Genomic DNA, 24,807 nt, shown 5'->3' with positions numbered 1-24,807 from the left:
CCGTATGAGCGCTGATCCCGTCTCCGGTTCGGTGGCGCGGCGCAATGCCGCGCGCTGGCAGGGCAAGCGGGTGGGGCTGCTGGGCGGCTCGTTCAACCCGGCGCACCGGGGGCACCTGCACATCAGCCGGGAGGCGCTGAAACGCCTGCGGCTGGACGCGGTCTGGTGGCTGGTCAGCCCCCAGAATCCGCTGAAATCCGCGGACGGCATGGCCCCGCTTGCCGTGCGTCTTGCCTCGGCCCGGGCCATGGCGCGCGACCCGCGCATCGTGCCGACGGACGTGGAGAGGAAACTCGGCACCCGCTACACCGTTGATACCCTGGAGGCGTTGGTGGCTCTGCACCCGGGCACCCGCTTCATCTGGCTGATGGGCGGCGACAACCTTCAGGGTTTCCACCGCTGGCGCCAGTGGCGGCGGATTGTTCGGGTTGTGCCGATTGCGGTGCTGCTGCGCCCGAGCTATTCTGGGGCACGCCGGTCGGCGCGGGTTCTGGGGCCGCTGCGAAAAGCGCTCAGGCCCGACCGGGCGGCTTCGAGGTGGACGCAATGGCCCTTGCCTGCGATAATCTGCCTTGAACAGCCCGGTGTAGACGAGTCATCAACGGCGCTGCGGCAGCGTCGGCCGGATTGGGCAGATGCTTATGGTCACACCGACAAGTAGGGAGAAAGGATTGCCTTCGATTGTCGCCGCCGATGGTGGCGTTCAGAGTCAGACCTCGCAGGATGCTGGTCTGCATGATCTGGTGCTCAGATCGCTCGACGATGATAAAGCCGTCGATGTCATTTCCATTCCGCTGAAGGGCAAGAGCTCGATCGCCGACGTGATGGTGATCGCCAGCGGCAACTCGTCCCGTCAGGTGGCGGCCATGGCCGATCATCTCATGGAGCGCATCAAGGCCAAGTTCGGCATCGTGGCGCGGGCCGAGGGTCTGCCGCAGGCGGACTGGGTGCTCATCGATGCCGGCGATGTGGTGGTTCATCTGTTCCGGCCCGAGGTTCGCAGCTTCTACAACCTCGAGAAGATGTGGTCGGTGGAGGTGCCGGCGGGACCCGCCGCTGCCTGATGCTGCTGCACATCATCGCGGTGGGCCGGATCGGCCGGTCGCCCGAGGCGGAGCTGGTCGCCCGCTACGCGGCCCGGCTTGGCCCCTCGCTCAGGATCACGGAACTCAGCGAACAGAAGGCGCAGCGCCTCCCTCCCCCCGAGGGCGGCGTGCGCACCGTCGTGCTCGACGAGCGCGGCAAGATGCTTTCCTCCGAGGCCTTCGCCGCCCGGCTGGGTGCCTGGCGGGATGAGGGGGTGCGGGAGGTGCGGTTTCTCATCGGCGGGGCGGACGGCCATGCCGACGAGGTGCGGCAAAGCGCCGACCTGCTGCTCTCGTTCAGTCCCATGACTTGGCCGCACATGCTGGTTCGGTCTATGTTGGCCGAGCAACTTTACAGGGCGACGAGCATCCTTGCGAACCACCCCTACCACCGCGGAAACTAGGGTACCGGCGTGACCAGGCGGACGAGGCGGAGACGGACCGGCCTTGTGGTCGCGATGACGGCGCTTGCCCTGGCGGCGGGCGCGGCGTCCGCCGTTGCCCAGCAGGCGGGGGCGGGCCAGGAAAAGTCCGCCCGCAGCCGCCTCAAGGCGGTGGAGGCGGACATGGCCGAGGCGCGCAAGCGTCAGGCCGCGCTGGAGAGCGAGGCCCGCAAGCTGGCCTCCGAGATCAACGAGACCGAGCGCCGGATGGTGGCGCTCGCCCGGGACATCCAGACCCGGGAGCGCAACCTCTCCCAGATCGAGCAGCGGCTGAAGACCCTGACAGCGGAGCGCGACGCCCAGGTGCAGGCGCTCCGGGAGGGACAGCGGGAGGTCTCCCAGCTGCTGGCGGCGCTGCAAACCATGTCGCGCCGTCCGCAGGCGCTCATGTTCCTGCGGCCCGCCTCGGCGGCGGAGACGGTGCGCTCGGCCAATGTCATGAAGGCGGTGCTGCCCGCGCTTCAGGACCGCACGGCGGCGCTGCGCCGCCAAGTGGAGGACCTGAACGAGACCCAGGCCGCGCTCACCGCCGAGGAAGGCAAGCACCGGGAGGAGCTGGCCGGGCTGGTGGAGGATCGCAAGAAGCTGGAAGCCCTGCGCGCCGAGCGGGAAGGGCAGCGCAAGGAGGTGCTCGCCCGGGCGGAGGAGGAGAACGCCCGCCTGCGCAAGATGGCGGAGGAAGCGAAGGACATTCAGGACCTGCTGGCCAAGCTGGACGCGGAGGCGCGCCTGCGCGAGCGTTACGCCAGCCTGCCGGGGCCGAAGCCGCGCCCGGCGGGGCTGGCCGAGCAGGTGCGCGCCGCCCGGTCGAAGGGCGCCGAGACCACCACCGCCGCCCGCACGCCCGAGCGCACGGCCCCGCCCACGGTGGCGCTGACGCCGCCCGCCAACCTGCGCGACGGTTTCCGCATGCCGGTTGCCGGGTCCATCGTCCAGCGGTTCGGCGCAGCGACGCATGGGGGCGGATCGTCGAAAGGCATCTTGATCCGCACGCGCGCTGCGGCACAGGTAGTCGCACCCTCGGATGGTCGTGTGGTGTTTGCGGGCCCCTTCCGTGGCTATGGGCAACTCTTGATCATCGCGCACGGCAATGGATATCATTCCTTGCTTGCAGGGATGGCCCGCATCGACGAGAAAGTCGGCGCAAACGTCCAGGCTGGCTCACCCGTCGGTGTCATGGCTGCAACGGAGCAGGGTGATCCCGAGTTGTATCTTGAGCTTCGCCAGCGCGGGACTCCCGTCGATCCCCTGCCCTGGCTGGGCGGCAAGCGCGGAAATACCGCAGGATAAGGTCAGGCTCTTCATGGCATTCACTCTCCGGCGTCGCATCGTTCTGGCAGCCACCGTGGCTTGGGCCTTTGCGGCTCAGCCCGCGTTCAGCGCCCCCGATACGGAAACCTATCGCCAGCTTGACCAGCTCATGGACGTGTTCGAGCGCGTGCGCGCCGAATATGTTGAGAAGGTGGACGACAAGAAGCTGCTGGAAGGGGCCATCAACGGCATGCTGGCGGCGCTCGACCCGCACTCCAGCTTCCTCGACGCCCGCGACTTCGAGACCATGCGGACCCAGACCGAGGGCGAATACGGCGGCCTCGGCATCGAGGTGACGATGGAGGATGGCGCGGTGAAGGTCGTCTCCCCCATCGACGACACGCCCGCGTCCCGCGCCAACATCAAGGCGGGCGACTACATCACCCACATCAACAAGGAGCCGATCTTCGGCACCTCGCTCACCGAGGCGGTGAGCAAGATGAAGGGGCCGCCCAAGAGCACCATCACCCTCACCATCGTGCGGGAAGGGGCGCCCAAGCCGTTCGATGTGACGCTCACCCGCGAGATCATCACCCTGAAGCCGGTGCGCTACGAAGCCAAGGGCACCATCGGCTACATCCGCATCGCCCAGTTCAGCAAGCCGACCGGCCCGGGCCTGCGCAAGGCCATCGCCGACCTGCAACAGCAGATCGGCGGGGCGGACCGCGTCACCGGCTACGTGCTCGACCTGCGCCGCAACCCGGGCGGCCTGCTCGACCAGGCCATCGAGGTATCGGACGCGTTCCTGGAGCGCGGCGAGATCGTCTCCCAGCGCGGCCGCCGCAAGCAGGACATCCAGCGCTACTACGCCCGCTCCGGCGATCTGACCGGCGGCAAGCCCGTCGTGGTGCTGGTGGACGAGGCCAGCGCGTCGGCGTCCGAGATCGTCGCGGGCGCGTTGCAGGATCAGCGCCGCGCCATCGTCATCGGCCAGCGCACCTTCGGCAAGGGCTCGGTGCAGACGCTGATCCCGCTGTCGCCGAACACGGCGCTGCGGCTCACCACCGCCCGCTACTACACGCCCGCCGGGCGCTCCGTGCAGGAGCTGGGCATCGAGCCGGACATCGAGGTGCCCCAGCTCTCCGACCCGGACCTGAAGGACCGCTTCACCCTGCGCGAGGCGGACCTGCGCAACCACCTGCTCAACGGCACAGCAGGGGGCGAGCGGGCGGAGGAGAAGGACTCCAAGCCCGATCCGCGCTTCCAGAACATCACCGCTGAGAGCCTGAAGAAGCAGGGCATCACCGACTTCCAGCTCGACTACGCGTTGAAGCTGCTGCGCCGCCTCGGGACGGGCTCTCGCATCGCCGCGAACTGACACAACGGCAAACGGGGGCGCGAGCGGGGGGCAGCGCGGCATGGAGGAACGGGCGGATCGGGAGGACGGCGCAGAGGGGCAGAACCCGGGCGAAGGCCGGGGTGCGCTGTCCAGCGCGGTGCCCGGTACGCCGTCCGGCGGTTTGTCCGGGGCGCCCTCCGGCGCTTGGGATGAAGACGAGGATTTCCCCGATCTGCGCCGCCGCCCGCTGTGGCGCTGGCTGGCGGGCGGCCTTGCCGGCCTCGCGCTGTTCGCCGGGCTGACCGCCCTGTTCGCCGACGTGCTGGCCCGCCATGTGCGCCATGTCCCGGCCGAGGAGGTGCTCGGTGCCCTGGCGTCCGCCAGGGGTGCTGCCACAACGCCTGCTGCTCCGCCATCCGAGGGGCCCGCGCCCGCCGCGTCCGAACCTGCCGCAACCGCATCCGGGCCATCCGCACCCGCCGTGCCCGCCGTCCCCGCGCTGCCGGAGGGGCCGCACATCGTGCTGCTGCTGGCGGATGCGGGGGCCAATCCGGCGCTCACCCGCCGCGCCATCGAGGAGCTGCCGCCCGAGGTCGCCATCGGCTTCAACCCGTATCCGGCCGAGCTGCCCGCGCTGGTGGAGGCCGCCCGCGCCAGAGGGCACGAGATCTGGCTCGGCATCCCCATGGAGCCGCAGCGCTATCCGCAGGTGGACCCCGGTCCGCAGGCGCTGCTGCTGGCATCCAGCCCGGCGCGCAACCTGGCCCGGCTGGAATGGGCGCTCGCCCGCATCGACGGCGAGGTGGGGCTCTACTCCATCATGGGCTCGGCCTTCACCGCCAGCGAGGCGGCGCTGCGCCCGGTTCTCGCCGCCATGGCGGAGAAGGGCCTGCCCTTCCTCGACAGCCGCGCCACCGGTCGCACCCGCAGCCCCCGCCTTGCCGAGGCCATCGGCCTGCCGCTGCTGGTCAACGACACCTTCGTCGGCGGCGCGGTCTCGGCCGCCGACATCGACGCACAACTTGCGACGCTGGAGCGGCTTGCCCGCAACCGGGGTCGCGCCGTTGGCGTCATCGAACCCTCCGCGGCCGTCCTTGACCGCATCGGCCCGTGGGCGGCGGGCCTGTCCGCCCGCAACATCGCCCTCGCGCCGCCCCGCGCCCTGCTGGACGCGGACGCGCAGCGGGGCGGCTGAGGGGGCGGCGGTCTGCGACCAACGCACCGGGGCCGTTCAGCCCCGGCTGGGCGAAAGCGGCTGTTGCCCGTCCCCCATTCTTGCTAAAGGCGGAGCAACACAGAAACGGCGACAGGGCGGGGCGATGATCCGCAGGCTTTATGACTGGACGATGCGACTGGCCGAAGGTCCGCGCGCCCTGTGGAGTCTGGCCGCCATTTCCTTTGCGGAAAGCTCGTTCTTTCCCATCCCGCCCGATGTGGTGGTGGTGCCGATGGTGCTGGCGCGGCCGAGGCAAGCGTGGCTCATCGCCGCCATCTGCACCGTCGCGTCCGTGGTGGGCGGCCTGTTCGGCTATGCCATCGGGTACTTCGCCATGGAGTCGATCGGCGCCTGGCTGATCGAGCTGTACGGGATGCAGGACAAGGCGGCCGAATTCCACGCCAACTATGCGGAGTGGGGGCTGTGGGTCATCCTCATCAAGGGGCTGACGCCGATCCCCTACAAGCTGGTGACCATCGTCTCGGGCGCGGCCCAGTACGCGCTGGGGCCGTTCATCCTCGCCTCGATCATCACCCGCGGCCTGCGGTTCTTTCTCATCGCCGCGCTGCTGCGCGTCTATGGCGAGCCGATCCGCGCCTTCATCGAGCGGCGGCTCACGCTGGTGACCACGGTGTTCGTCGCCCTGGTGGTGGGCGGCTTCATGGTGCTGAAATACATATGACGAAAACGAAACGGGCACTGGCGGCAGCCGCCGCCACCTCGGCCGCGCTGCTGGGCGGCGCACTGGCCTTTCAGTACATCGGCGGCCTGCATCCGTGCGAGATGTGCCACTGGCAGCGCTGGCCGCACATCGCGGCGCTGGTGTTCGCCGCCGCCGGGGGCCTCGCGCTGGCGCAGGGCCGCCCGGGGCTGGCGCGCCTCGCCGCCGCACTGGCGGGCCTCGCCCTGCTGACGACGGCGGCCATCGGCCTGTTCCATGTGGGCGTGGAGCAGAAATGGTGGGAAGGCATCACCTCCTGCGCCGTCATCGGCGGCGGCGGCTCGGCGGAGGACATCTTCGCCGCGGTCATGGCGGCGCCGGTTGTCCGCTGCGATGCGATCCCCTGGTCCCTGTTCGGCATCTCGATGGCGGGCTATAACGCCCTCATCTCATTCCTCATGGGAGGGCTTGTCCTATGGCTGAGCATGACGCGGAAACGGTAACGCCTGCCGCTCCCGGAACCGGAGCCGGACACGCGCATCCCGCCACCCGGCCGCTGAAGGAACGGGCGGCGGAGATGGTGCGCGTCGACCAGGCCGGCGAGTACGGCGCGGCGCGCATCTACGCGGGCCAGCTGGCCGTCATGGGCAGCCGTCATGCCTATTCGGGGGAAATCCGCCGCATGGCGGAGCAGGAGCAGCAGCATCTCGACCGCTTCAACCGGATGATGGTGGAGCGCGGCGTGCGACCCACGGCGCTGCAACCGCTGTGGAGCGTCGCGGGCTTTGCCCTCGGGGCGGCGACCGCCCTCATGGGGCCGCGCGCCGCCATGGCGGCCACCGCCGCCATCGAGGACGTGATCGAGAAGCACTACGCCCGTCAGCTTGAGGAACTGGGCGACCAGGACCCGGAGCTGTCGGCCGTGGTGAAGCAGTTCCGCGACGAGGAGATCGAACATCACGACTCCGCCATCGCGCACGGGGCGGAAAGCACGCCCGGCTATGCGCTTCTCTCCGCCGCCATCAAGACGGGGTGCCGCATCGCGATCCGGGTTGCCGAAAAAATCTGAACAAATGGGAAGGGGGGCAAGCCCATGCGTCACCTGTTCACCATGTTGGTTGGAGTTTTCATGACTGCAAACATCGCCAGCGCCGCACCCCAGGCGGCGCCTGAAGGCCGCTACGCCATCGCCGTTCACGGCGGTGCGGGCCGGTATGAGTACGACCAGTTCTCTGACGCCCAGAAGGCCGCCTACAAGGCCGGGCTGGAAGACGCCCTGCGCGCCGCCCAGAAGGTGCTGGAGGCCAACGGCACAGCGCTGGACGCCGTCACTGCCGCCGCCATGTCGCTGGAGAACACCCCCCTGTTCAACGCCGGCAAGGGCGCGGTGCTCAACGCCGAGGGCGAGGTGGAGCTGGACGCCGCCATCATGCGCGGCGACACGCTGGAGGCGGGCGCCGTCACCGGCATCAAGACCGTGAAGAACCCCATTCTCGCCGCCCGGGCGGTGATGGAGCAATCCCAGCATGTCATGCTGCAATCGGCCGGGGCCGAGGCCTTCGCCCGGTCCGTGGGACTGGAGCTGGTGCCCAACAGCTATTTCATCACGCCGCAGCGGCGCGAGCAGCTGGAGCGCGCCAAGGCAAGCAAGGAGGCCATGAACCTCTCCAAGTTCGGCACCATCGGCGCGGTGGCGCTTGACCGGCACGGCAACGTGGCCGCCGCCACCTCCACCGGCGGCATGACCAACAAGCAGTGGGGCCGCGTGGGCGACTCGCCCGTCATCGGCGCGGGCACCTACGCGGACAACGCCTCCTGCGCCGTCTCCGCCACCGGCCACGGCGAATATTTCATCCGGGCGACCGTCGCCCGCACCATCTGCGCGCTGGTGGAATACAAGGGCCTCTCGCTTGAAGACGCCGCCAACCAGGTGGTGAGGGACAAGCTGGTCAAGATGGGCGGCGAGGGCGGCATCATCGCCGTCAACACCAAGGGCGACGTCGTGCTGGTGATGAACACGCCGGGCATGTTCCGCGGCTCGCTGAAAGAGGGCGGTGAGCCCTACACCGCCATCCTCGCGGACGAGTAAGGTCTTTCCTCCGGTTTTCGGGTTTTTGCAGGAGGGTCTCGGACCCTCCTGCAACCTCCCTATCATTTCATCGGACCGCGTTTCCCGAGCGAACTGGAACCACGGCCGAATGATCTGTTGAGAAGAATTGGGACGCGCCCTTGAGCCTGCCGGATGCGAGCCTGCCGACCGTTGCAGAAAGCACCTTCCGTTCTGCCATGCGCGGCCCGCTCAAACCCTTTCTTCCGAAAGCGCACAAGCTGATCTCAGGCGCGGCCCTTTAAACGAAGGGGAGGTGCAGGAGGGACAAGTCCCTCCTGCTTCCATAAAACCGGACAGGACCATCAATCAGGAGGGCGGTGACGTGGAGCGCTGTGCCTTGTGTGGCCGTCCGCTGGGGGCGCGGGTGGAGTGGCATCATGTGGTGCCGAAGAGCCGGGGCGGGCGCGATGTGGTTCCGGTGCATCCCATCTGCCACCGGACCATTCATGCGACGCTTTCGGAAGTGGAGCTGGAGCGGCTTTACCCCGGCATGGATGCGGTGCGCCAGCATCCGGCCATTGCCCGTTTTCTCGCCTGGGTGGCGGACAAGCCGCCTGATTTCCACAAGCGCACGGAACCAAAGGGCGGCCGCAGGCGGCGGTAGGCGCGCCTCCTCACCCGTCGGTAAGGGGCATCCATTCAGGGGCATCATCGGCCACCGGCCGTCAGCGGGGTGCCGCTCGGCGTCTGCCGGGTGGTGCCACGAGGCGATCCGGCCTTACAGGTTGAGCAGCTTCCCGAACACCGGACCGATCAGCGCGCCGATGGCCACGCCGAGCGTGACCATGCCGACGAAGGTGGCGGCCGCGGTCATGAGCCACGATTTGCTCGGCTTCTCGGCCAGCTCCAGCTTGGTGGCGAGTGTGGGCAAGACCGTCTCCAGCCCGGCCTTGAGGAGATCGTGCCGGCTATCCAGCCGGGCGACGTCATCGCGGGTGGCGAGTGTGGGCAGGACCGTCTCCAGCCCGGCCTTGAGAAGATCGTGCCGTCCCTCCAGCCGGATAAAGTCGTCGCGGGTGGCGAGAACAGGCAGACGGGCGTCGAGTTCTGCCCGGAGGGCAGCCTGGGTGCCTTCCAGCCGGGCGAAATCTTCCTTTGTGGCCAGCGTGGGCAGGCGAATGTCCATCTCGGTTCGCAGGCCGTTGAACGACTCGGCCAGCCGCGCCTGCTCGCCTTCGAGACGGGCCACATCGGCGCGGGTGGCCAGCTCGGGCAGCTTGGCTTCCAGCAGGCCGCTGAGACGGGACACGTTGGCATCGATCCGGTTCACGGTGTCGGAGAGCCGGTCCATGCCGGCTTCCAGCTTTTCGATTCTGGCAAGCATGAGATCGTCCTCTCCTTCCACGCCGCTGCTCTCCCCGGAGACCTCTCCGCTGCTCTCTCCGCTGTCTGTGGCCGCCGGTTCGTAAACGCCGGTGCCCGGCTGCGGGTGCCGCGTGGTGGGGGCCTGTTGCAGGGACGTGGCAGCCTGCGAGGGTTGGGCGGCGGCGGGCGGGTCCGCGCCGGGCACCCCGCTGGATGGAGGCCGGGTCTGGAGGGTGCCGGAGGCGGTGTTACCGGGAAGGGACGTGCGGGCGCGCGGCCGAAGGGTGGGAAGGGTGGTCGGCATTTTGTTGTTCTCTTTGCCTTCGCGTTTCGTATCGGCGAAAGAGAGCTTGCCTTGCCACCCTGCAAAGCGTCTTCTTCAATTTACAAGCATTCGACCATTTTTCCGTCGAACGCTGGTGTTCTGTCGAACGCCGCGCCTCAGTCGGTCAGGTCGTCCCACAGTTCCTTGAGGCGGGAGAAGAAGCCGGTCGATTGCGGGCACTGCTCGCCGGTTTCGATCTGGCAGAATTCCTCCAGCAGCTCGCGCTGGCGCTTGGTCAGGTTGACCGGGGTTTCCACTGTCACCTGCAGCACCAGGTCGCCGGTGCCCGTGCCGTTCAGCGCGGGCATACCCTTGCCGCGCAGGCGGAACTGCTTGCCGGTCTGGGTGCCGGCGGGAATTTTCACCTTGGCGCGGCTGCCGTCCAGCGTCGGCACCTCGATCTCGCCGCCCAGCGCCACCGTGGTGATGCTGACCGGCACCTCGCAGAACAGGGTGGTGCCGTCCCGCTCGAAGATGCGGTGGGGCTTGAGGCTGACGAAAATGTAGAGGTCGCCCGGAGGGCCGCCGCGCAGGCCGGCCTCGCCTTCGCCCGCCAGGCGGATGCGGGTGCCTTCGTCCACGCCCGCCGGAATCTTGACCTGGAGGGTTTTCTCCTTCTCCACCCGGCCGAGGCCGCTGCACGCCCGGCACGGCCTGGCGATGATGCGCCCGGTGCCCCGGCAGGTGGGGCAGGTGCGCTCCACCATGAAGAAGCCCTGGGTCGCCCGCACCTTGCCGATGCCGCTGCAGGTGGGGCAGACCTCGGGCTCGGTGCCGGGCTCGGCGCCGGAGCCGTTGCACGCCTCGCAGGTGACGGTGGTCGGGACGGTGATCGTCTCCGTGCGGCCGCGGTAGGCGTCCTCCAGCGTGATTTCCAGATTGTAGCGCAGGTCCGAGCCGCGCACGGCGCCGGAGCGGCCCTGGCTGCGCCGCCCGCCGCCCATGAATTCGTCGAAGATGTTCTCGAAGATGTCGGCGAAGCTGCTGCCGCCGAAGCCCTCGGCGCCGCCGAATCCGCCCCCGAACCCGCCGTTGCCGTTGAAGGCGGCCTTGCCGTAGCGGTCGTAGGCGGCCCGCTTCTGCGGGTCCTTCAGCACGTCGTAGGCTTCGTTGATTTCCTTGAACTTGGCTTCGGCCGCCTTGTCGCCCGGGTTGCGGTCCGGGTGATATTTCATGGCCAACTTGCGGTAAGCGGACTTGAGCGCCTTGTCGTCTGCCTGTCGATCGACGCCAAGCACCTCATAATAGTCAGTGTCAGCCATGTCTTCCTGTCCGCTTGTTACATCACTGCCCGGCATACGCAGTCCGGGCGGGGATGCGTTTTCCGCCGTGCCCCGCCCGGAATCCGTTCATGCCCGAAGGCCACGCGTGAGGCCGCGGCGGCCTCACTTCTTGTTGTCGTCCACCTCGGAGAACTCGGCGTCAACCACGCCTTCGTCCCCGCTCGAGGCATCGCCTTCGGCCGCGCCTGTGCCTGCGCCGGCAGCCGCGCCGGGCTCGGTCTTGTAGATGGCCTCGCCCAGCTTCATCGACAGCTGACCCAGCGCCTGGGTCTTGGCCTGGATGGCGGAGGCGTCATCACCGCCCAGCGCGCCGCGCAGGTCGCTGATGGCCGCCTCGATCTGCGACTTGAGATCGCCCGGCACCTTGTCGCCCGCTTCCGAAACCGAGCGCTCGGTGGTGTGGATCAGGCTTTCGGCCTGGTTCTTCGCCTCGGCCAGCTCGCGGCGCCGCTTGTCCTCGGCGGCGAACTGCTCGGCTTCCTTCACCATCTTCTCGATGTCGGCGTCCGACAGGCCGCCCGAGGCCTGGATGCGGATCTGCTGCTCCTTGCCGGTGCCCTTGTCCTTCGCCGACACGGAGACAATGCCGTTGGCGTCGATGTCGAAGGTCACCTCGATCTGCGGCACGCCGCGCGGCGCGGGCGGAATGCCGACCAGATCGAACTGGCCGAGCAGCTTGTTGTCCGCCGCCATCTCGCGCTCGCCCTGGAACACGCGGATGGTCACGGCCGTCTGGTTGTCCTCGGCGGTCGAGAACACCTGGCTCTTCTTGGTGGGGATGGTGGTGTTGCGCTCGATGAGGCGGGTGAACACGCCGCCCAGCGTCTCGATGCCCAGCGACAGCGGGGTCACGTCCAGCAGCAGCACGTTCTTCACGTCGCCCTGGAGCACGCCCGCCTGCACGGCGGCGCCCAGCGCCACCACCTCGTCCGGGTTCACGCCCTTGTGCGGATCGCGGCCGAAGAAGCTCTTCACGGTCTCGATCACCTTGGGCATGCGGGTCATGCCGCCCACCAGCACCACTTCGTCCACCTGGTTGGCGGAGATGCCGGCGTCCTTCAGCGCCTTGCGGCAGGGCTCCAGCGTGCGCTCGATCAGGTCGGCGACCAGCGTCTCCAGCTTGGCGCGGGAGAGCTGCTTCACCAGGTGCTTCGGACCCGACTGGTCGGCGGTGATGAACGGCAGGTTGATTTCGGTGCTCTGCGCCGAGGACAGCTCGATCTTGGCCTTCTCCGCCGCTTCCTTCAGGCGTTGCAGGGCGAGCTTGTCGTTGCGCAGGTCGATGCCCTGCTCCTTCTTGAACTCGTCGGCCAGCCAGTCGATGATGCGCTTGTCGAAGTCCTCGCCGCCGAGGAAGGTGTCGCCGTTGGTGGACTTCACCTCGAACACGCCATCGCCGATCTCCAGGATCGAGATGTCGAAGGTGCCGCCGCCAAGGTCGTAGACGGCGATGGTCTTGCCGTCCTGCTTGTCGAGGCCGTAGGCCAGCGCGGCCGCCGTCGGCTCGTTGATGATACGCAGCACTTCAAGGCCCGCGATGCGGCCGGCGTCCTTGGTCGCCTGGCGCTGGGCGTCGTTGAAGTAGGCCGGAACGGTGATCACGGCCTGGGTGACCGGCTCGCCCAGATACTGCTCGGCGGTTTCCTTCATCTTCTGGAGAATGAAGGCGGAGATCTGCGACGGGCTGTACTTCTCGCCGCGCACTTCCACCCAGGCGTCGCCGTTGTCGGCCTTGGCGATCTTGTAGGGAACGAGGCCGATGTCCTTCTGGGTCATCGGGTCGTTGAAGGTGCGGCCGATAAGCCGCTTGATGGCGAACAGCGTGGCTTCCGGGTTCGTCACCGCCTGGCGCTTGGCCGGCTGGCCGACAAGACGCTCGCCATCCGCCGTGAAGGCAACCATCGACGGCGTGGTGCGCGCGCCTTCGTTGTTCTCGATCACCTTCGGCTGCGTGCCGTCCATAATGGCCACGCAGGAGTTGGTCGTGCCGAGGTCGATACCAATGACCTTACCCATGTTCCTACCTCTTTCTGCCCCGCCGATCGCCTCCGGGAAGCACGATCGACGCTGGCGGTTAATGTTCTGTTGCTGTCGGACCGGGCCCACTCCCGAACCACGCTCCGTCGCTTTGCATCGCGATATAGGGAGGCAGCTTGACGGCTACAACCCATCCCGTGCGGGAATGAGGGGCGGGAAAAGCGCGAGCGGCGGTTGCGTCTGCCGCCCCGCCTCGCATGGGGGACAGGCAGCGGGCAGGTGGGGCAGACTGCCGCAAGCGACCATCTGGCACGGCTCCGGGGATTGCTGGCGGGCCGTTCCGTCCTAAAACTGTAGCGGTGCCGGCGGCCTGTCGTTTGCCGTCCGGTTCCCAATCTCCTGTCAGGGAAAGCATCCCATGCCTTTGCGCATTCTCGGGTTCGGTGCCATTCTGCTGTCGGCCGTGCTTCTGGTCATGGCCGTGTTCGGCGGCATGGCGGAGGATCACCCGCACGGCGCGGCGGCGTCCGGGGCCGGGAAGGCGTTTCCGCTCCTGTTGACCCACGATCACACGGACGAGGCGGCGTCTCATGCCAGAACGAGGATGTCAGGCGACGGATCCGGCACCGGGCTCGGTGACGGGCTCGGCGACGGGCGCGGCCAGGCTGTGGCAGGGCCTTACCGGTCTGGTCCGGCGGCTGGCCGGTAACCGTCCCCGGCCCGCCGGGCCGCCGCGCGAGCGGCCGCTGACGCAGGGGGAGCAGGCGCTGGCCGCCGCCGTGTTCGGCACTGCGCTCGATGTGCGTCGCGTCACCGTGCGCCGGCGCAAATGGTGGCCCTTCCAGCCGCGCCGCACCGTCATGGCGCCCGACGGCCACATCTACTTCCATCCCCGCTGCCCGTTCTATCGCGAGGACTTCGGCTGCGCCCCGCTTGGGCTGCAAGCGCTGTTCGTCCATGAGCTGACCCACGTCTGGCAGCACCAGTCCGGCCGCAACGTGGCGCTCGCGCGCGGCCCCTTCGCCCGCTACCGCTACCTGCCCCTCATCCTTGGCAAGCGCTTCGAGGAATACGGCATCGAACAGCAGGCCGAGATCGTGCGCCACGGCTTCGTCCTCTCCCGCGGCGGCGCGGTGGAAGGCGCCCCGCCGCTGGCGGTCTACCGCCGGCTTGTGCCCTTCGGACCGGGGGCACTGGAAAGACCGCTGGTGTAGGAAGGGCTGGCTGCGGCCCCCATCGTTTCCGGCCTTACGGGCAGGGCTCCTGCGCCCGGCAAACAAGAACGGCGGCAGGTTCGCACCCGCCGCCGTCTCGAAAATCAGACTGACCCCTGCGCGGTTACACGCTGGTGTCCACCTGCGCGCCGGGGGCGCTGGGCTCGCCTTCCGCCGGCTTGGCGACGGCAACGAGGGCCGGGCGCAGCAGGCGGTCCTTGATGACGAAGCCGGTTTGCAGCACCTGCACCACGGTGCCGGGTTCGGCCTCGTTGGTGGGCACTTCCAGCATGGCCTGGTGCTTGTTCGGGTCCAGCTTCTGGCCGAGGGCCTCCACCTGGGCGATGCCGTACTTGCCGAAGATGTTGAACACCTCCCGCTCGGTCATCTCGACGCCGGTGATGATGTTGGCGAAGGTGGGGTCGGTGCGGGCGGCGTCCGGCACGGCTTCCAGGGCGCGGCGCAGGTTGTCGGCCACGGCGAGGATGTCCCGCGCAAAGCTGGTGACGGCATAGGCGCTCGCCTCCTGCTTTTCCCGCTCGAGGCGGCGGCGCACGTTTTCGGTCTCGGCCATCTGGCGCAGCAGCTGGTCCTTCAGCGAGGCAATCTCCGCCTGCGCGTTCGCCAGCGCTTCATCCTGGGCCGGGGGGGCTGCAGCCTCAGCCGCGGCGTTGTTCTCGTCCTGCGTTTCGGTCTGCACAGTTTCCTCGGTCATTGTTGCGATACCAGTCTGGTCAGGACGCGGGCGGTGTAGTCCACCATGGGAATGACCCGCGCATAGTTGAGCCGTGTGGGGCCGATGACCCCGATGACACCAACAATCCGTTCATCGGCGCCGCGATAGGGGGCTGCGATAACCGATGAACCGGAGAGTGAAAAGAGCCTGTTCTCCGATCCGATGAAGATCTTCATGGCGCTGGCGTTCAGCGCCAGCTCCAGCAGGCGGGCCAGCTCGCGCTTGCTCTCGATGTCCTCGAGCAGCTGGCGCACCCGCTCCAGATCGCCCCGGGCGGCGGCATCCTCGATCAGGCGGGACTGGCCGCGCACGATGAGGACGTCGCGGTGGTCGTCATCCGCCGACCACACGGCGAGGCCCTTCTCCACCACCTGGGCGGCCAGCGCGTCCAGCTCGGCCTTGTTCTGCGACAGCTCCTCCTCGATGAGCTTGCGGGCCTGATCGAGCGTGCGGCCCACGAGGCGGGCGTTGATGTAGTTGGCCGCCTGGATGAGGGCTGCGGACGGCATGCCCGGCGGCAGCTCGAAGGTGCGGTTCTCAACCGATCCGTCCTCGCCCACCAGAATCGCCAGCGCCCGGTGCGCCGAGAGCGGAATGAGCTCCACCTGCCGGATGGGGATGTCCGCCTTCGGCACCAGCACCAGCCCGGCGCAGGAGGACAGGCCGGAGAGCGTGGAGATCGCCCGGCTGAGGGCATCCTCCAGGCTGATGCCGTCGGCCTTGACCTGCGCCTCGATCTGGGCGCGCTCCTCCGAGGAAATCTCGCCCACCTGCATCATGCCATCGACGAACAGGCGCAGGCCCAGTTCCGTCGGCATGCGGCCAGCCGAGGTGTGGGGGGCGGACAGCAGGCCGATTTCCTCCAGATCCTGCATCACGTTGCGGATGGAGGCGGGAGACAGGTTCATCCCGGGCAGGCGCGAGAGCGTCCGCGAGCCCACGGGCTCGCCGGTCGCCAGATAGGCTTCCACGATCTGGCGGAAGATGTCGCGCGCCCGCTCGTTGATATCGGTAATCGAAAGTGTCTTCATGGCCGGGCTCGAATGTAGGTGTACCGCCTGTATGGTTCAACCATTGTGGCCGGCAGGGCGTCCGGACCCGCCGCGCCTGGCGCATTCCAGCGCATTGTTGACGGTCTTGCCTGCCGCGCTCGCTTGAAGCGGCGCGGCGGGACCGGTAGAAGCACGGGGTCCGGCGGCGTTCGGCGCGCCGGGGACAGGGATTTTGGTTCGCTCCACTCGATACAAGGATATTGCTTCATGCGTCCCTCCGGCCGTGCTCCCGATCAGATGCGCCCTCTCGAGATGATCGTGGGGTTTGCCAAGCATGCCGATGGCTCCTGCCTGGTGAAGTTCGGCGACACCCATGTGCTGTGCACGGCCTCGGTCGAGACCAGCGTTCCGGGCTGGCTGCGCGGCAAGGGGCAGGGCTGGGTGACGGCCGAATACGGCATGCTGCCCCGCGCCACCCACAGTCGCACCCCGCGCGAGGCCGCCAAGGGCAAGCAGACCGGCCGCACCCAGGAGATCCAGCGCCTCATCGGCCGCTCGCTGCGGGCGGTGGTGGACCTGCAGAAGCTGGGCGAGCGGCAGATCGTGGTGGACTGCGACGTGATTCAGGCGGACGGCGGCACCCGCACGGCGTCCATCTCCGGCGCGTGGGTGGCGCTGCATCAGGCGCTCACCCGCCTCCAGGCGGCGGGCCTCATCGGCGAGTTGCCGCTCACCGGCCAAGTGGCCGCCGTCTCCTGCGGCGTCTATGAGGGCGTGCCGGTGCTGGATCTGGACTACGCCGAGGATTCCACCGCCCACACCGACGCCAACTTCGTGCTCACCGACACCGGAGGCATCGTCGAGGTGCAGGGCACCGCCGAGGGCGCACCGTTCAGCGAGGAAACCCTGCTGCGCATGCTGCGTCTCGCCCGCATCGGCACGAGCGAGATCTTCGCCCTGCAGCGCCGCGTTCTGGGGATCTAGAGGGGTTTGTTTTGATAATGCGAGGGTCGCGGACCCTCGCGCTCCCTTTCGTTTTTCGGGCCGTGGTTCCGGCGCGCACTGGAAAACACGGCAATTGAAAAGGGCCGCGACCTTCATGAAGCGTGCGGCCCGATAAAGGAAAGGGAGGTGCAGGAGGGTCAAGACCCTCCTGCAAATCGAATGCAAATTGCTCGTGGCAAACGTTTTGAGGATTTAACCCTATGGCGCGCAAGCTGACACCGGGCAGGCTGGTCATCGCCAGCCACAATCAGGGCAAGGTGCGGGAGATCCGCGAGTTGCTTGCCCCCTTCGGCATCGAGCCGGTGTCGGCGGGCGAGCTGAACCTGCCCGAGCCGGAGGAGACCGGAACCACCTTCGCCGCCAACGCCGAGATCAAGGCGCTGGCCTCGGCGCAGGGGGCGGGCTTGCCCGCGCTGGCGGATGACTCCGGCCTCTGCGTCGATGCGCTGGGGGGCGACCCCGGCATCTATTCGGCGCGCTGGGCCGGCCCGGGCAAGGATTTTGCCGTCGCCATGGAAAAGGTGACGCGGGCGCTGGACGAGAAGAACGTCGCTCAGGCGGACCGCACGGCGCATTTCGTCTGCGCCCTGTGCCTGGCCTGGCCCGATGGCCACACGGAAGTGTTCGAGGGCCGGGTCTCCGGCACGCTTGTGTGGCCGATGCGCGGCGCCCACGGCTTCGGTTACGATCCCATCTTCCAGCCGGAGGGCTTTGACATCACCTTCGGCGAGATGGAGCCCGCCGCCAAGCACGCCATGTCGCACCGCGCGCGGGCTTTCGCGCAACTGGTGGCTGAAGTCATTGACAAGTAACCCTCTCTCTTCCGGCGTCTCCGTGTCCGGCGAGGATGGCCTCGCGGTTTACGTGCACTGGCCGTTCTGCGAGTCCAAGTGCCCGTATTGCGACTTCAACAGCCACGTGCGGGAGAGCGTGGACCATGCCCGCTGGCGGGCGGCGCTCCTGCGCGAGCTGGCCAATGAGGCGTCCCTCACGCCGGGGCGGCCGGTCGTCAGCCTTTTCTTCGGCGGCGGCACCCCGTCGCTGATGGAGCCCGCCACGGTCGCCGCCATCATCGACGCGGTCGCCCGCCACTGGCCGGTGGCGGACGACGTGGAGATCACGCTGGAGGCCAACCCCGGCAGCGTGGAAGCCGCCCGGTTCAAGGGCTTCGCGCAGGCGGGCGTCAACCGCGTCTCGCTGGGCGTGCAGGCGCTGGATGATGCGGCGCTGCGGCTGCTCGGCCGCCGCCACAGCCTTGCGGAAGCGCTGGCGGCGCTGGAGCTCGCGACCGGCACGTTCGGGCGCGTCAGCTTCGATCTCATCTACGCCCGGCCCGGTCATACGGTGGACAGCTGGCGGGCGGAGCTGGCCCGGGCGCTCGCCTTCGGGACGGATCACCTCTCGCTCTACCAGCTGACCATCGAGCCGCAGACCCGCTTCGCCGAGCTTTACCGGCGCGGCGATCTGGTGCTGCCGGACGAGGAGACGCAGGCCGACCTCTACCAGCTGACGCAGGAAATGACGGCGCAGGCGGGGCTGCCGCTCTACGAGATTTCCAATCATGCCCGGCCGGGCAGCGAGAGCCACCACAACCTCGTCTACTGGCGCTACGGCGACTATGTGGGGGTGGGGCCCGGCGCGCACGGCCGGCGCAACGCCGTTGCCACCCAGCGCCGCCGCAAGCCGGAAGCCTGGCTGGAATCTGTGGAAACCCTCGGCCACGGCCTGGAGGAGGAGACACCCCTGTCGCCCGGAATGCGGGCGGACGAGGCCCTCGTCATGGGCCTGCGGCTGGCGGAAGGCATCGACCGCGCCCGCTTCCTGGCCCGCACTGGCGTTGCGCTTGAGGACGCCATCGACATGGACGCCGCCGCGCGCATGGCGGCGCTGGGGCTGGTCGAGCTTACGCCCGCCGTTCTGCGCGCCACGCCCCAGGGGCTGATGGTGCTCAACAGCCTGCTCGCCGAGCTGGCGCGCGTGTAATGCGCCCGTGCAGAGCGCCGGGCCGAAACGCATCCGGGCTGGCGTGCAGGTAAGGGCGGGCTGGCGCGCAGATTAGGGCGGGCTTGCGCGCAGGTAAGGGGCCGGCCGACCCCCAGCGCGTCTGAAGCACCGCCCGGCCCCCTTTGCCGGCGGCCTAATCCCTGCGGCGTTTTTCAAGCGACAGTCCGAGCCGGACCGCCGCTATCAACAACGCCAGCAGAGAAATGACGACAGCCAGCACTTCCACTGTTGGCAAGGCATACCCCTCCTTTCCAGCCCGCCGATTTCCGCGCCAACGGTTGATGCGAGCACGGATTCTGGCCGATTGACGGCAGACGCGCTGCCGTGCCTCCCAACCGGCCAGACGGGCGGGGAAATGGAAGCAGGCGAAGCATGGCTTCGCAATAGGGTTGTGGTCGTATAGTATTGAAAATAAACAAGTTTTATTAAAAACTGGGTGCACTATTCGACTATAAGGCTGTTGCACCCGATGGACCCCTAGGTAAGATGACAGCCATTCCACCAAGGCAAGGCAAAGCCTCCTTTCACAGACCCCGCGGGCGCCTACCTCGCGGGGTCTATTGAGCCCGGAGCTGGGCCCGGGGCTGAACTTGGAACGTGCGTGCTGATTCAGTTCAGCTGTTTCAGTGCATCCGGATGCCGGACAGGTTTTCGGGACTGTTCGTGGGCTTGGATGCGCCCTGAAGGCACTCGGTCAAATCGCGTCGGTAAGATCCCTTGTTGAAAGGGGGCTGCATGCCACGGAGGCATAAGCACCCCGGAACCCTGCAGGTTCGTGCCAGGGCTGCCAGAGCCCTACAGGCTCATGACAGCCTCTCGCTTGTGACGGCCTCTCGCTTGTGACGGCGGCGATTTGACGGTGGCGATTGGAATCGGAGCGGCTGGCCGAACCGTCAAGCCTGTTCCCCGCCCGGGGCCCAAGCCGGGAGGTGCTTCCCAAGACGGGAGGTGAGGTGCTTCCCAAGGCGGGAAGCGCTCCTCCAACGGGGCGTGCCAACCCGGATCCAGAGGCGTCTTGACCCAGAGGCGCCTTGACCCAGAGGCGCCTTAGTGCGTCAGCTCGGTGGGGAAGGCGTTGGGCGCGGGGGCCACAACGCGCGTACCGTCGTTCGTCACCTCGTTCACCTGCATGCCGCGCTCGGCGACGCCCGTCGCGTTGAAGCGGAACAGGCCGTCGATGCCGGTGTAGCCGCCGGGGGCCGTCAGGATGGCGCGGGGGAAGGGGGTGCCCAGCTTCCAGCCGGAAGCGGTCGCGGCGTGCACCAGCAGGATGCTGTCATAGCCCATGCTGGCGAAGCGGGAGGGGCGGCTGCCAAAGCGGCTCGCATAGCGCTGGGAGAGGGAGTCGAAGGTGTAGTCCGGCACCGAGGCGAACCATGCGCCCGTCAGCGTGCCGCCGCGGGCGATGTTGCTTTCCGTGTTCCACAGGCCGGGCCCGATCACCCGCACCTTGGCGGTGTCCACGCCATACTGCTTGAGCGCGGGGATGAAGGCGCGGGCATAGTCGGCCACGTCGGCGATCAGCAGCGCGTCGAAGCCCGGGGGCGGAAGTTTCGCGCCAGCCGCGCCGACAACGCCGGTGGCCTCCGCCGCCTGAGCGCGGGCCTGCGCCAGGCGGGCGTCGTAGTTGGCGACGCGGCGGGCAGCGGTGAGCAGCCGGGCGCGGTCGCGCGGGTAGGTCTCGATGGCGACGACGCTGCCGCCGCTGTCGCGCACCGCCTGCACGAAGGCCTCGCTCGCCCGCTTGCCGTAGCTGCCGCTGGGGATGAGGGCGGCGAATTTCTTCACGCCCTGCTGGGTGGCGTGGGACACCACCCGTTCGATTTCCTGATCGGGCTGGTAGCCCAGCACGTAGGTGCCGTTGCCGGCCAGCGTCGCGTCATTGGAGAAGGTGATGACCGGAACACCCTTGCTCGCGGCCAGCGGCTGCACCGCCTTCACGTTCTCGGCGAGCAGCGGGCCGAGGATGATGCCCGCACCGTCGGCAAGCGCCTGGGCGGCCACCGATTCCGCGCCCTGGGCGGTGTTGTAGACCTTGAGGTGGATCTGCGGATTGTTGATGTCCAGCAGCGCCATGCTGGCCGCATTGGCGATAGACTGGCCAATGGGGGCATTGGGGCCGCTCATCGGCACCAGAAGCGCCACGTGGTGCTGCTGCGGAGCCGGCTTCAGCGTCTCGGGCGGGGGCGGCGGGGCCGCCTCCTGCGCGGGCGGCGCGGCGGGCGCGGGCGCCGGGGCGCGCACGGCGGTGTTGTTCTGGGAAGCGCAGCCCGCAACCGCCAGAAGGCCGAAGGCCGCGACGATTGATCCCATCCGAAGACTGCCCATCCGAAGACTGAACGTCATGGAAGCGCTCCCTCAAAACAAGCCGCAAACGCACAAGTTGCTGCGGTTTTCGATTGCCCGTGACCGGCCCGACGGGGCACCATTGGTCATTATGAACGACACCCTGCCGCCTGGCCTATATATCGTTGCGACCCCAATCGGCAACCTTGGGGACATTACCATCCGTGCCGCCGATGTCTTGCGCAAAGCGGAACTCATCGCCGCTGAGGACACACGGGTAACCGCAAAGCTGCTGCAACATCTGGGCGTTCGCGCGCCGATGACCAGCTACCACGACCATAACGCGGACCGGGTGCGCCCGGATCTTCTGGAGCAGGCGAAGACGAAGGCGGTGGCGCTGGTGACCGACGCCGGCACGCCGCTCATCTCCGATCCCGGCTACAAGCTGGTGCGCGCGGCGCACGAGGAGGGGATCGCGGTTACCACCCTGCCGGGGCCGTGCGCGGCCGTGGCGGCGATGACCGTGGCCGGCCTGCCGACGGACCGGTTCCTCTTTGCCGGGTTCCTGCCGCCCAAAACGGCGGGGCGCACCAAGGTTCTGGAGGAACTGAAGCAGGTGCGCGCGACTTTGGTTTTCTATGAGACCGGGCCCCGTCTGGCCGATTGCCTGGCGGATATCGCGGCGGTGCTGGGCGACCGGGAAGTGGCCATCGCCCGCGAACTCACCAAGCTGCACGAGGAGGTGCGGCGCGGGCGAGCGGGCGATCTGGCGCGGGCGCTGGTGGCGGAAGGCCCGCCCCGGGGCGAGATCGTGCTGGTGGTTGGCCCGCCGGTGGAGGAAACGTTCAGCCAGGAGGCCATCGAGGCGCGGCTGAAGGCTGCGCTTGCGACCCTGTCGGTCAAGGAAGCGGCGAAGCAGGTGGCGGCGGAGACCGGCGGCAACCGGCAGGAGCTGTACAAGCTGGCGCTCGGCCTGACCGGGCGGACGTGAGGCCGGAATGGGTGGTGCGGGCCGCTCCCGGGCCGATCGGCAACAGGGGCGCCGGCGCGACGAGGCGCGGGGGCGCCTCGCCGAGGACGTGGCGGCCTGGTGGCTGCGGCTCAAGGGCTACCGGATCGTGGGGCGGCGGGTCCGCACGCCCGTGGGCGAGGTGGATCTGGTGGCGATGCGCGGGCGGTGCCTCGTTTTCGTCGAGGTGAAGTATCGTCCCACCCTCGCACAGGCGGCAGAAGCGGCCGCGCGGGGGCGCATGGCGCGGGTCCGGCGCGCGGCGGTGGTGCTGGCGGCACGCTATGGCCGGTTGGCGAATTCTGTGCGTATCGATGCGGTTCTGGTTGCGCCCTGGCGATTGCCAAGGCACCTTTGTGCAGTCGCAGGCGAGGATGGACTATGAGCCTCGATGAACTCATCCGCTTCGGGGCGCTCGATGACCCCGAGATCGATCTGGCCGAGGCAGCGCTCATGCTCGCCGGGCTCGACCATCCGCGCGCGTCCCTGGCGCAGTATCGCGCCTTTCTGGACGAGATGGCCGGGGAGGTGTTCGAACTCGGCCTGCACGCCGAAGGGCCCGCCGAACAGGCGGCGGTGCTGCAATCGGTCATTGCCGGGGCGTTCGGCTTCGCGGGCGACCGGGAGAGCTACGACGATCCCGCCAACGCCAACCTCATCGACGTCATCGAGCGCCGCAAGGGGCTGCCGGTGGCGCTGTCCATTCTCTACATCGGCGCGGCGCGTGCGGTGGGCTGGCAGGCCCATGGCATCAACATGCCGTCCCATTTCCTCATCCGCATCGGCAGCGGGACCAACGCGGTCATTCAGGACCCCTTCTCCGGCGGGGCGGTGCTGGACGATGTGGATGTGGCCGTGCTCCAGCGGAGCGTGACCAGCCCCGGGATGTCTCTCGATCCGCGCCACATGGAGCCGCTGTCCAACCGGGCCATTCTGGTCAGGCTGCTCAACAACATCGCCTGGCGGGCCGAGGAGAGCGGGGACAGCCAGCGGGCGCTGGTCATTCACGAACGCATGACCGCCATTGCACCCACCTTCAGCAACCTGTGGTGGGAGCGGGCGCGGCTGGAGCAGGAGCTGGGCCGCATCTCCTCGGCGCGGGGCTCTCTCTCCGCCATGCTGGAGACGACACGGGACGAGGCCACCTCCCGCCGGATCCGTCAGGCGCTTGAAAGGCTTGCACGCTCCATTAACTAGCCGATACTCACACGTCCCCTGATCCCAAGCGTAGGAACCTCACATGGCGTTGCAGGTCGCGGTCCAGATGGACCCGCTCGAAGGCATCAACATCAACGGCGATTCCACCTTTCATCTCATGCTGGAGGCTCAGGCCCGCGGCCACCAGATGTGGCACTACCTGCCGGACCAGCTGAGCTACCGCGACGGCAAGGTGACCGCCCGCGCCTGCCGGGTGGAGCATGTGCAGCGCGTCGCCGGCAGCCACTACACGCTGGGAGAGGAGGCGGTGCTCGACCTCTCGTCGGACGTTCAGACCATCCTGATGCGGCAGGACCCGCCGTTCGATCTGGCCTACATCACCGCCACCCACCTGCTGGAGATGGTGCACCCGAAGACGCTGGTGGTGAACAACCCGACCGAGGTCCGCAACGCGCCGGAGAAGCTGTTCGTCACCCGCTTCCATGACCTGATGCCGGAGACCCTCATCACCCGCCGTCTCGACGACGTGGAGGCCTTCCGCCGCGAGCACGGCGAGATCGTCATCAAGCCGCTCTACGGCAACGCGGGCACGGCCGTCTTCCATGTGGGGCTGAAGGACCCCAACCTCTCGGCGCTGGTGGAGGTGTTCAGCGCCATGGGCCGCGAGCCCTTCATGGTGCAGCGCTTCATGCCGGAGGTCTCCCAGGGCGACAAACGCATCGTCCTTGTCGACGGCAAGCCCGCCGGAGCCATCAACCGCCTGCCGAAAAGCGGCGAGATCCGCTCCAACCTGGCGGCGGGCGGCCGGGCCGAGGCCTGCGAGCTCACCGCCCGCGAACAGGAAATCTGCGAGCGCATCGGACCGGAACTGGCGAAGCGCGGCCTGCTGTTCGTCGGCATCGACGTGATCGGCGGCTATCTCACCGAAATCAACGTCACTTCGCCCACCGGCATCGTCGCCATCGACACGTTCAACGGCACCAACACGGCCGGCCTGATCTGGGACGCCATCGAGTCCAAGCTGGGCTGAGTTTTTGAGGGGGGGTGTTATGCGGGGGGCTCGACCCCGCGCCCCCAATCGTTTTATCCGCGCCTTTGTTTCAGACATCCCCAGCCGTTTGCAGGTACAGCTTCAGCATTTCTCGATAGCGGCTAAGTCGTTATAATTATTCATTATAATAAAGATGCTGGGGAAGTGGCCTGTTATAAATCCTCCTGACGGCCAGCACTGCGGTAATTCCGCTGTATTGCAATCTCGGCCGCCAAAGGGGGTGATATCTATAAGCGTTGAGACAATAGCCACACTGATCATCGGCGTGCTTACGCTGATGATCGCCTTCGCGATGCTTATTCTCAAGATCGTGGAGGTTTCTCGCTCGAAATAGAGCGCGGGACGGGTTCGGGGCTG

General features: G+C 68.0%; 25 protein-coding genes. 19 read left to right on the top strand and 6 right to left on the bottom strand.

The window, feature by feature from the left end; all coding sequences use genetic code 11:
* Nucleotides 1–4 precede the first annotated feature (4 nt).
* From ACSJJU_RS02830 to ACSJJU_RS02780, 11 genes are all read left to right on the top strand, one after another.
* Nucleotides 5–661: a nicotinate-nucleotide adenylyltransferase gene (locus ACSJJU_RS02830; protein WP_435913653.1), complete on the top strand. Its 657-nt coding sequence runs from the start codon at nt 5–7 to the stop codon at nt 659–661.
* A gap of 10 nt (nt 662–671) precedes the next feature.
* Nucleotides 672–1,064, top strand: coding sequence for a ribosome silencing factor (gene rsfS, locus ACSJJU_RS02825; protein WP_435913652.1), 393 nt, complete (start codon nt 672–674; stop codon nt 1,062–1,064).
* Entirely contained in the window at nt 1,064–1,489 is a 426-nt protein-coding gene (locus ACSJJU_RS02820; RefSeq protein WP_435914368.1) for a 23S rRNA (pseudouridine(1915)-N(3))-methyltransferase RlmH, read from the top strand. Before rsfS ends, ACSJJU_RS02820 begins: the two co-directional genes overlap by 1 nt.
* Before the next feature lie 54 nt (nt 1,490–1,543).
* Entirely contained in the window at nt 1,544–2,818 is a 1,275-nt protein-coding gene (locus ACSJJU_RS02815; protein WP_435913651.1) for a murein hydrolase activator EnvC family protein, read from the top strand.
* A 13-nt stretch (nt 2,819–2,831) separates the two neighbouring features.
* The gene (locus ACSJJU_RS02810; protein ID WP_435913650.1) at nt 2,832–4,157 is read left to right on the top strand and encodes a S41 family peptidase; all 1,326 of its coding nucleotides are present in this window, start codon (nt 2,832–2,834) and stop codon (nt 4,155–4,157) included.
* 40 nt (nt 4,158–4,197) lie between these two features.
* On the top strand, nt 4,198–5,313 hold the full coding sequence (locus ACSJJU_RS02805) for a divergent polysaccharide deacetylase family protein (RefSeq protein ID WP_435913649.1): 1,116 nt from the start codon (nt 4,198–4,200) through the stop codon (nt 5,311–5,313).
* A 124-nt stretch (nt 5,314–5,437) separates the two neighbouring features.
* Nucleotides 5,438–6,016 carry a YqaA family protein gene (locus ACSJJU_RS02800; RefSeq protein ID WP_435913648.1) on the top strand — a complete coding sequence of 193 codons (579 nt, stop codon included), beginning with the start codon at nt 5,438–5,440 and terminating at the stop codon, nt 6,014–6,016.
* On the top strand, nt 6,013–6,498 hold the full coding sequence (locus ACSJJU_RS02795; protein WP_435913646.1) for a disulfide bond formation protein B: 486 nt from the start codon (nt 6,013–6,015) through the stop codon (nt 6,496–6,498). Before ACSJJU_RS02800 ends, ACSJJU_RS02795 begins: the two co-directional genes overlap by 4 nt.
* 74 nt (nt 6,499–6,572) lie before the next feature.
* Nucleotides 6,573–7,064: a demethoxyubiquinone hydroxylase family protein gene (locus ACSJJU_RS02790; protein WP_435914367.1), complete on the top strand. Its 492-nt coding sequence runs from the start codon at nt 6,573–6,575 to the stop codon at nt 7,062–7,064.
* A gap of 60 nt (nt 7,065–7,124) precedes the next feature.
* Nucleotides 7,125–8,084, top strand: coding sequence for an isoaspartyl peptidase/L-asparaginase family protein (locus ACSJJU_RS02785; RefSeq protein WP_435913645.1), 960 nt, complete (start codon nt 7,125–7,127; stop codon nt 8,082–8,084).
* A 343-nt stretch (nt 8,085–8,427) separates the two neighbouring features.
* Entirely contained in the window at nt 8,428–8,709 is a 282-nt protein-coding gene (locus ACSJJU_RS02780) for an HNH endonuclease (RefSeq protein ID WP_435913644.1), read from the top strand.
* Nucleotides 8,710–8,823: 114 nt separating this feature from the next.
* Here the strand turns inward: ACSJJU_RS02780 and ACSJJU_RS02775 are convergent, their stop codons facing one another.
* From ACSJJU_RS02775 to dnaK, 3 genes are all read right to left on the bottom strand, one after another.
* On the bottom strand, nt 8,824–9,714 hold the full coding sequence (locus tag ACSJJU_RS02775; protein ID WP_435913643.1) for a hypothetical protein: 891 nt from the start codon (nt 9,712–9,714) through the stop codon (nt 8,824–8,826).
* 137 nt (nt 9,715–9,851) lie between these two features.
* Complete coding sequence (dnaJ, locus tag ACSJJU_RS02770) at nt 9,852–10,997, bottom strand: molecular chaperone DnaJ (protein WP_435913642.1); 1,146 nt, start codon at nt 10,995–10,997, stop codon at nt 9,852–9,854.
* Between the two features lie 123 nt (nt 10,998–11,120).
* Nucleotides 11,121–13,034: a molecular chaperone DnaK gene (gene dnaK, locus ACSJJU_RS02765; protein ID WP_435913641.1), complete on the bottom strand. Its 1,914-nt coding sequence runs from the start codon at nt 13,032–13,034 to the stop codon at nt 11,121–11,123.
* Between the two features lie 551 nt (nt 13,035–13,585).
* On the opposite strand from dnaK, the gene ACSJJU_RS02760 reads away from it, so the two are divergent.
* Nucleotides 13,586–14,209, top strand: a complete 624-nt coding sequence (locus ACSJJU_RS02760) for a vgr related protein (RefSeq protein ID WP_435913640.1) — start codon at nt 13,586–13,588, stop codon at nt 14,207–14,209.
* Nucleotides 14,210–14,333: 124 nt separating this feature from the next.
* Here the strand turns inward: ACSJJU_RS02760 and grpE are convergent, their stop codons facing one another.
* Both grpE and hrcA read right to left on the bottom strand, forming a co-directional pair.
* Nucleotides 14,334–14,924 (bottom strand): nucleotide exchange factor GrpE, encoded by a 591-nt coding sequence (gene grpE / locus ACSJJU_RS02755; RefSeq protein WP_435913639.1) that lies wholly within the window; start codon nt 14,922–14,924, stop codon nt 14,334–14,336.
* The gene (gene hrcA, locus ACSJJU_RS02750) at nt 14,921–15,976 is read right to left on the bottom strand and encodes a heat-inducible transcriptional repressor HrcA (RefSeq protein ID WP_435913638.1); all 1,056 of its coding nucleotides are present in this window, start codon (nt 15,974–15,976) and stop codon (nt 14,921–14,923) included. The genes grpE and hrcA overlap by 4 nt, the downstream gene beginning before the upstream one ends.
* Nucleotides 15,977–16,204: 228 nt before the next feature.
* Here hrcA and rph point away from each other — a divergent pair, with 228 nt between their 5' ends.
* The 3 genes from rph (at nt 16,205) to hemW (ending at nt 18,925) form a co-directional block, all read left to right on the top strand.
* Nucleotides 16,205–16,921 (top strand): ribonuclease PH, encoded by a 717-nt coding sequence (rph, locus tag ACSJJU_RS02745; RefSeq protein ID WP_435913637.1) that lies wholly within the window; start codon nt 16,205–16,207, stop codon nt 16,919–16,921.
* 221 nt (nt 16,922–17,142) lie between these two features.
* The gene (gene rdgB, locus ACSJJU_RS02740) at nt 17,143–17,754 is read left to right on the top strand and encodes an RdgB/HAM1 family non-canonical purine NTP pyrophosphatase (protein WP_435913636.1); all 612 of its coding nucleotides are present in this window, start codon (nt 17,143–17,145) and stop codon (nt 17,752–17,754) included.
* Nucleotides 17,744–18,925 carry a radical SAM family heme chaperone HemW gene (gene hemW / locus ACSJJU_RS02735; protein WP_435913635.1) on the top strand — a complete coding sequence of 394 codons (1,182 nt, stop codon included), beginning with the start codon at nt 17,744–17,746 and terminating at the stop codon, nt 18,923–18,925. The genes rdgB and hemW overlap by 11 nt, the downstream gene beginning before the upstream one ends.
* 1,068 nt (nt 18,926–19,993) lie before the next feature.
* On the opposite strand, the gene ACSJJU_RS02730 is transcribed toward hemW, so the two are convergent.
* Nucleotides 19,994–21,292, bottom strand: a complete 1,299-nt coding sequence (locus ACSJJU_RS02730; RefSeq protein WP_435913634.1) for a penicillin-binding protein activator — start codon at nt 21,290–21,292, stop codon at nt 19,994–19,996.
* 91 nt (nt 21,293–21,383) lie between these two features.
* Here ACSJJU_RS02730 and rsmI point away from each other — a divergent pair, with 91 nt between their 5' ends.
* From rsmI to gshB, 4 genes are read left to right on the top strand one after another with little or no spacing between them, the layout of a single operon-like run.
* Nucleotides 21,384–22,223 (top strand): 16S rRNA (cytidine(1402)-2'-O)-methyltransferase, encoded by an 840-nt coding sequence (gene rsmI / locus ACSJJU_RS02725; protein ID WP_435913632.1) that lies wholly within the window; start codon nt 21,384–21,386, stop codon nt 22,221–22,223.
* Between the two features lie 7 nt (nt 22,224–22,230).
* The gene (locus ACSJJU_RS02720; protein WP_435913630.1) at nt 22,231–22,626 is read left to right on the top strand and encodes a YraN family protein; all 396 of its coding nucleotides are present in this window, start codon (nt 22,231–22,233) and stop codon (nt 22,624–22,626) included.
* The gene (locus ACSJJU_RS02715; protein ID WP_435913628.1) at nt 22,623–23,438 is read left to right on the top strand and encodes a SirB1 family protein; all 816 of its coding nucleotides are present in this window, start codon (nt 22,623–22,625) and stop codon (nt 23,436–23,438) included. The genes ACSJJU_RS02720 and ACSJJU_RS02715 overlap by 4 nt, the downstream gene beginning before the upstream one ends.
* Nucleotides 23,439–23,481: 43 nt before the next feature.
* Nucleotides 23,482–24,429, top strand: coding sequence for a glutathione synthase (gene gshB / locus ACSJJU_RS02710; RefSeq protein ID WP_435913626.1), 948 nt, complete (start codon nt 23,482–23,484; stop codon nt 24,427–24,429).
* Nucleotides 24,430–24,807: the final 378 nt, after the last annotated feature.

Origin of the sequence: Pedomonas sp. V897 (genome assembly GCF_051304405.1) — a bacterium.
Taxonomy (GTDB): Bacteria; Pseudomonadota; Alphaproteobacteria; order Sphingomonadales; family Sphingomonadaceae; genus Pedomonas.
The sequence above is the reverse complement of the archived record's forward strand: the minus strand, read 5'-3'. Positions and strand labels throughout refer to the sequence as shown.

Excerpts from the sequence above, each read along its gene's own strand:
- ACSJJU_RS02830 (WP_435913653.1), top strand. The coding sequence starts at position 5 with ATGAGCGCTGATCCCGTCTCCGGTTCGGTGGCGCGGCGCAATGCCGCG.
- ACSJJU_RS02820 (WP_435914368.1), top strand. The coding sequence starts at position 1,064 with ATGCTGCTGCACATCATCGCGGTGGGCCGGATCGGCCGGTCGCCCGAG.
- ACSJJU_RS02815 (WP_435913651.1), top strand. The coding sequence starts at position 1,544 with ATGACGGCGCTTGCCCTGGCGGCGGGCGCGGCGTCCGCCGTTGCCCAG.
- ACSJJU_RS02810 (WP_435913650.1), top strand. The coding sequence starts at position 2,832 with ATGGCATTCACTCTCCGGCGTCGCATCGTTCTGGCAGCCACCGTGGCT.
- ACSJJU_RS02805 (WP_435913649.1), top strand. The coding sequence starts at position 4,198 with ATGGAGGAACGGGCGGATCGGGAGGACGGCGCAGAGGGGCAGAACCCG.
- ACSJJU_RS02800 (WP_435913648.1), top strand. The coding sequence starts at position 5,438 with ATGATCCGCAGGCTTTATGACTGGACGATGCGACTGGCCGAAGGTCCG.
- ACSJJU_RS02795 (WP_435913646.1), top strand. The coding sequence starts at position 6,013 with ATGACGAAAACGAAACGGGCACTGGCGGCAGCCGCCGCCACCTCGGCC.
- ACSJJU_RS02790 (WP_435914367.1), top strand. The coding sequence starts at position 6,573 with ATGGTGCGCGTCGACCAGGCCGGCGAGTACGGCGCGGCGCGCATCTAC.
- ACSJJU_RS02785 (WP_435913645.1), top strand. The coding sequence starts at position 7,125 with ATGACTGCAAACATCGCCAGCGCCGCACCCCAGGCGGCGCCTGAAGGC.
- ACSJJU_RS02775 (WP_435913643.1), bottom strand. The coding sequence starts at position 9,714 with ATGCCGACCACCCTTCCCACCCTTCGGCCGCGCGCCCGCACGTCCCTT.
- dnaJ (WP_435913642.1), bottom strand. The coding sequence starts at position 10,997 with ATGGCTGACACTGACTATTATGAGGTGCTTGGCGTCGATCGACAGGCA.
- dnaK (WP_435913641.1), bottom strand. The coding sequence starts at position 13,034 with ATGGGTAAGGTCATTGGTATCGACCTCGGCACGACCAACTCCTGCGTG.
- ACSJJU_RS02760 (WP_435913640.1), top strand. The coding sequence starts at position 13,586 with ATGCCAGAACGAGGATGTCAGGCGACGGATCCGGCACCGGGCTCGGTG.
- grpE (WP_435913639.1), bottom strand. The coding sequence starts at position 14,924 with ATGACCGAGGAAACTGTGCAGACCGAAACGCAGGACGAGAACAACGCC.
- hrcA (WP_435913638.1), bottom strand. The coding sequence starts at position 15,976 with ATGAAGACACTTTCGATTACCGATATCAACGAGCGGGCGCGCGACATC.
- rph (WP_435913637.1), top strand. The coding sequence starts at position 16,205 with ATGCGTCCCTCCGGCCGTGCTCCCGATCAGATGCGCCCTCTCGAGATG.
- rdgB (WP_435913636.1), top strand. The coding sequence starts at position 17,143 with ATGGCGCGCAAGCTGACACCGGGCAGGCTGGTCATCGCCAGCCACAAT.
- ACSJJU_RS02730 (WP_435913634.1), bottom strand. The coding sequence starts at position 21,292 with ATGACGTTCAGTCTTCGGATGGGCAGTCTTCGGATGGGATCAATCGTC.
- rsmI (WP_435913632.1), top strand. The coding sequence starts at position 21,384 with ATGAACGACACCCTGCCGCCTGGCCTATATATCGTTGCGACCCCAATC.
- ACSJJU_RS02720 (WP_435913630.1), top strand. The coding sequence starts at position 22,231 with ATGGGTGGTGCGGGCCGCTCCCGGGCCGATCGGCAACAGGGGCGCCGG.
- ACSJJU_RS02715 (WP_435913628.1), top strand. The coding sequence starts at position 22,623 with ATGAGCCTCGATGAACTCATCCGCTTCGGGGCGCTCGATGACCCCGAG.
- gshB (WP_435913626.1), top strand. The coding sequence starts at position 23,482 with ATGGCGTTGCAGGTCGCGGTCCAGATGGACCCGCTCGAAGGCATCAAC.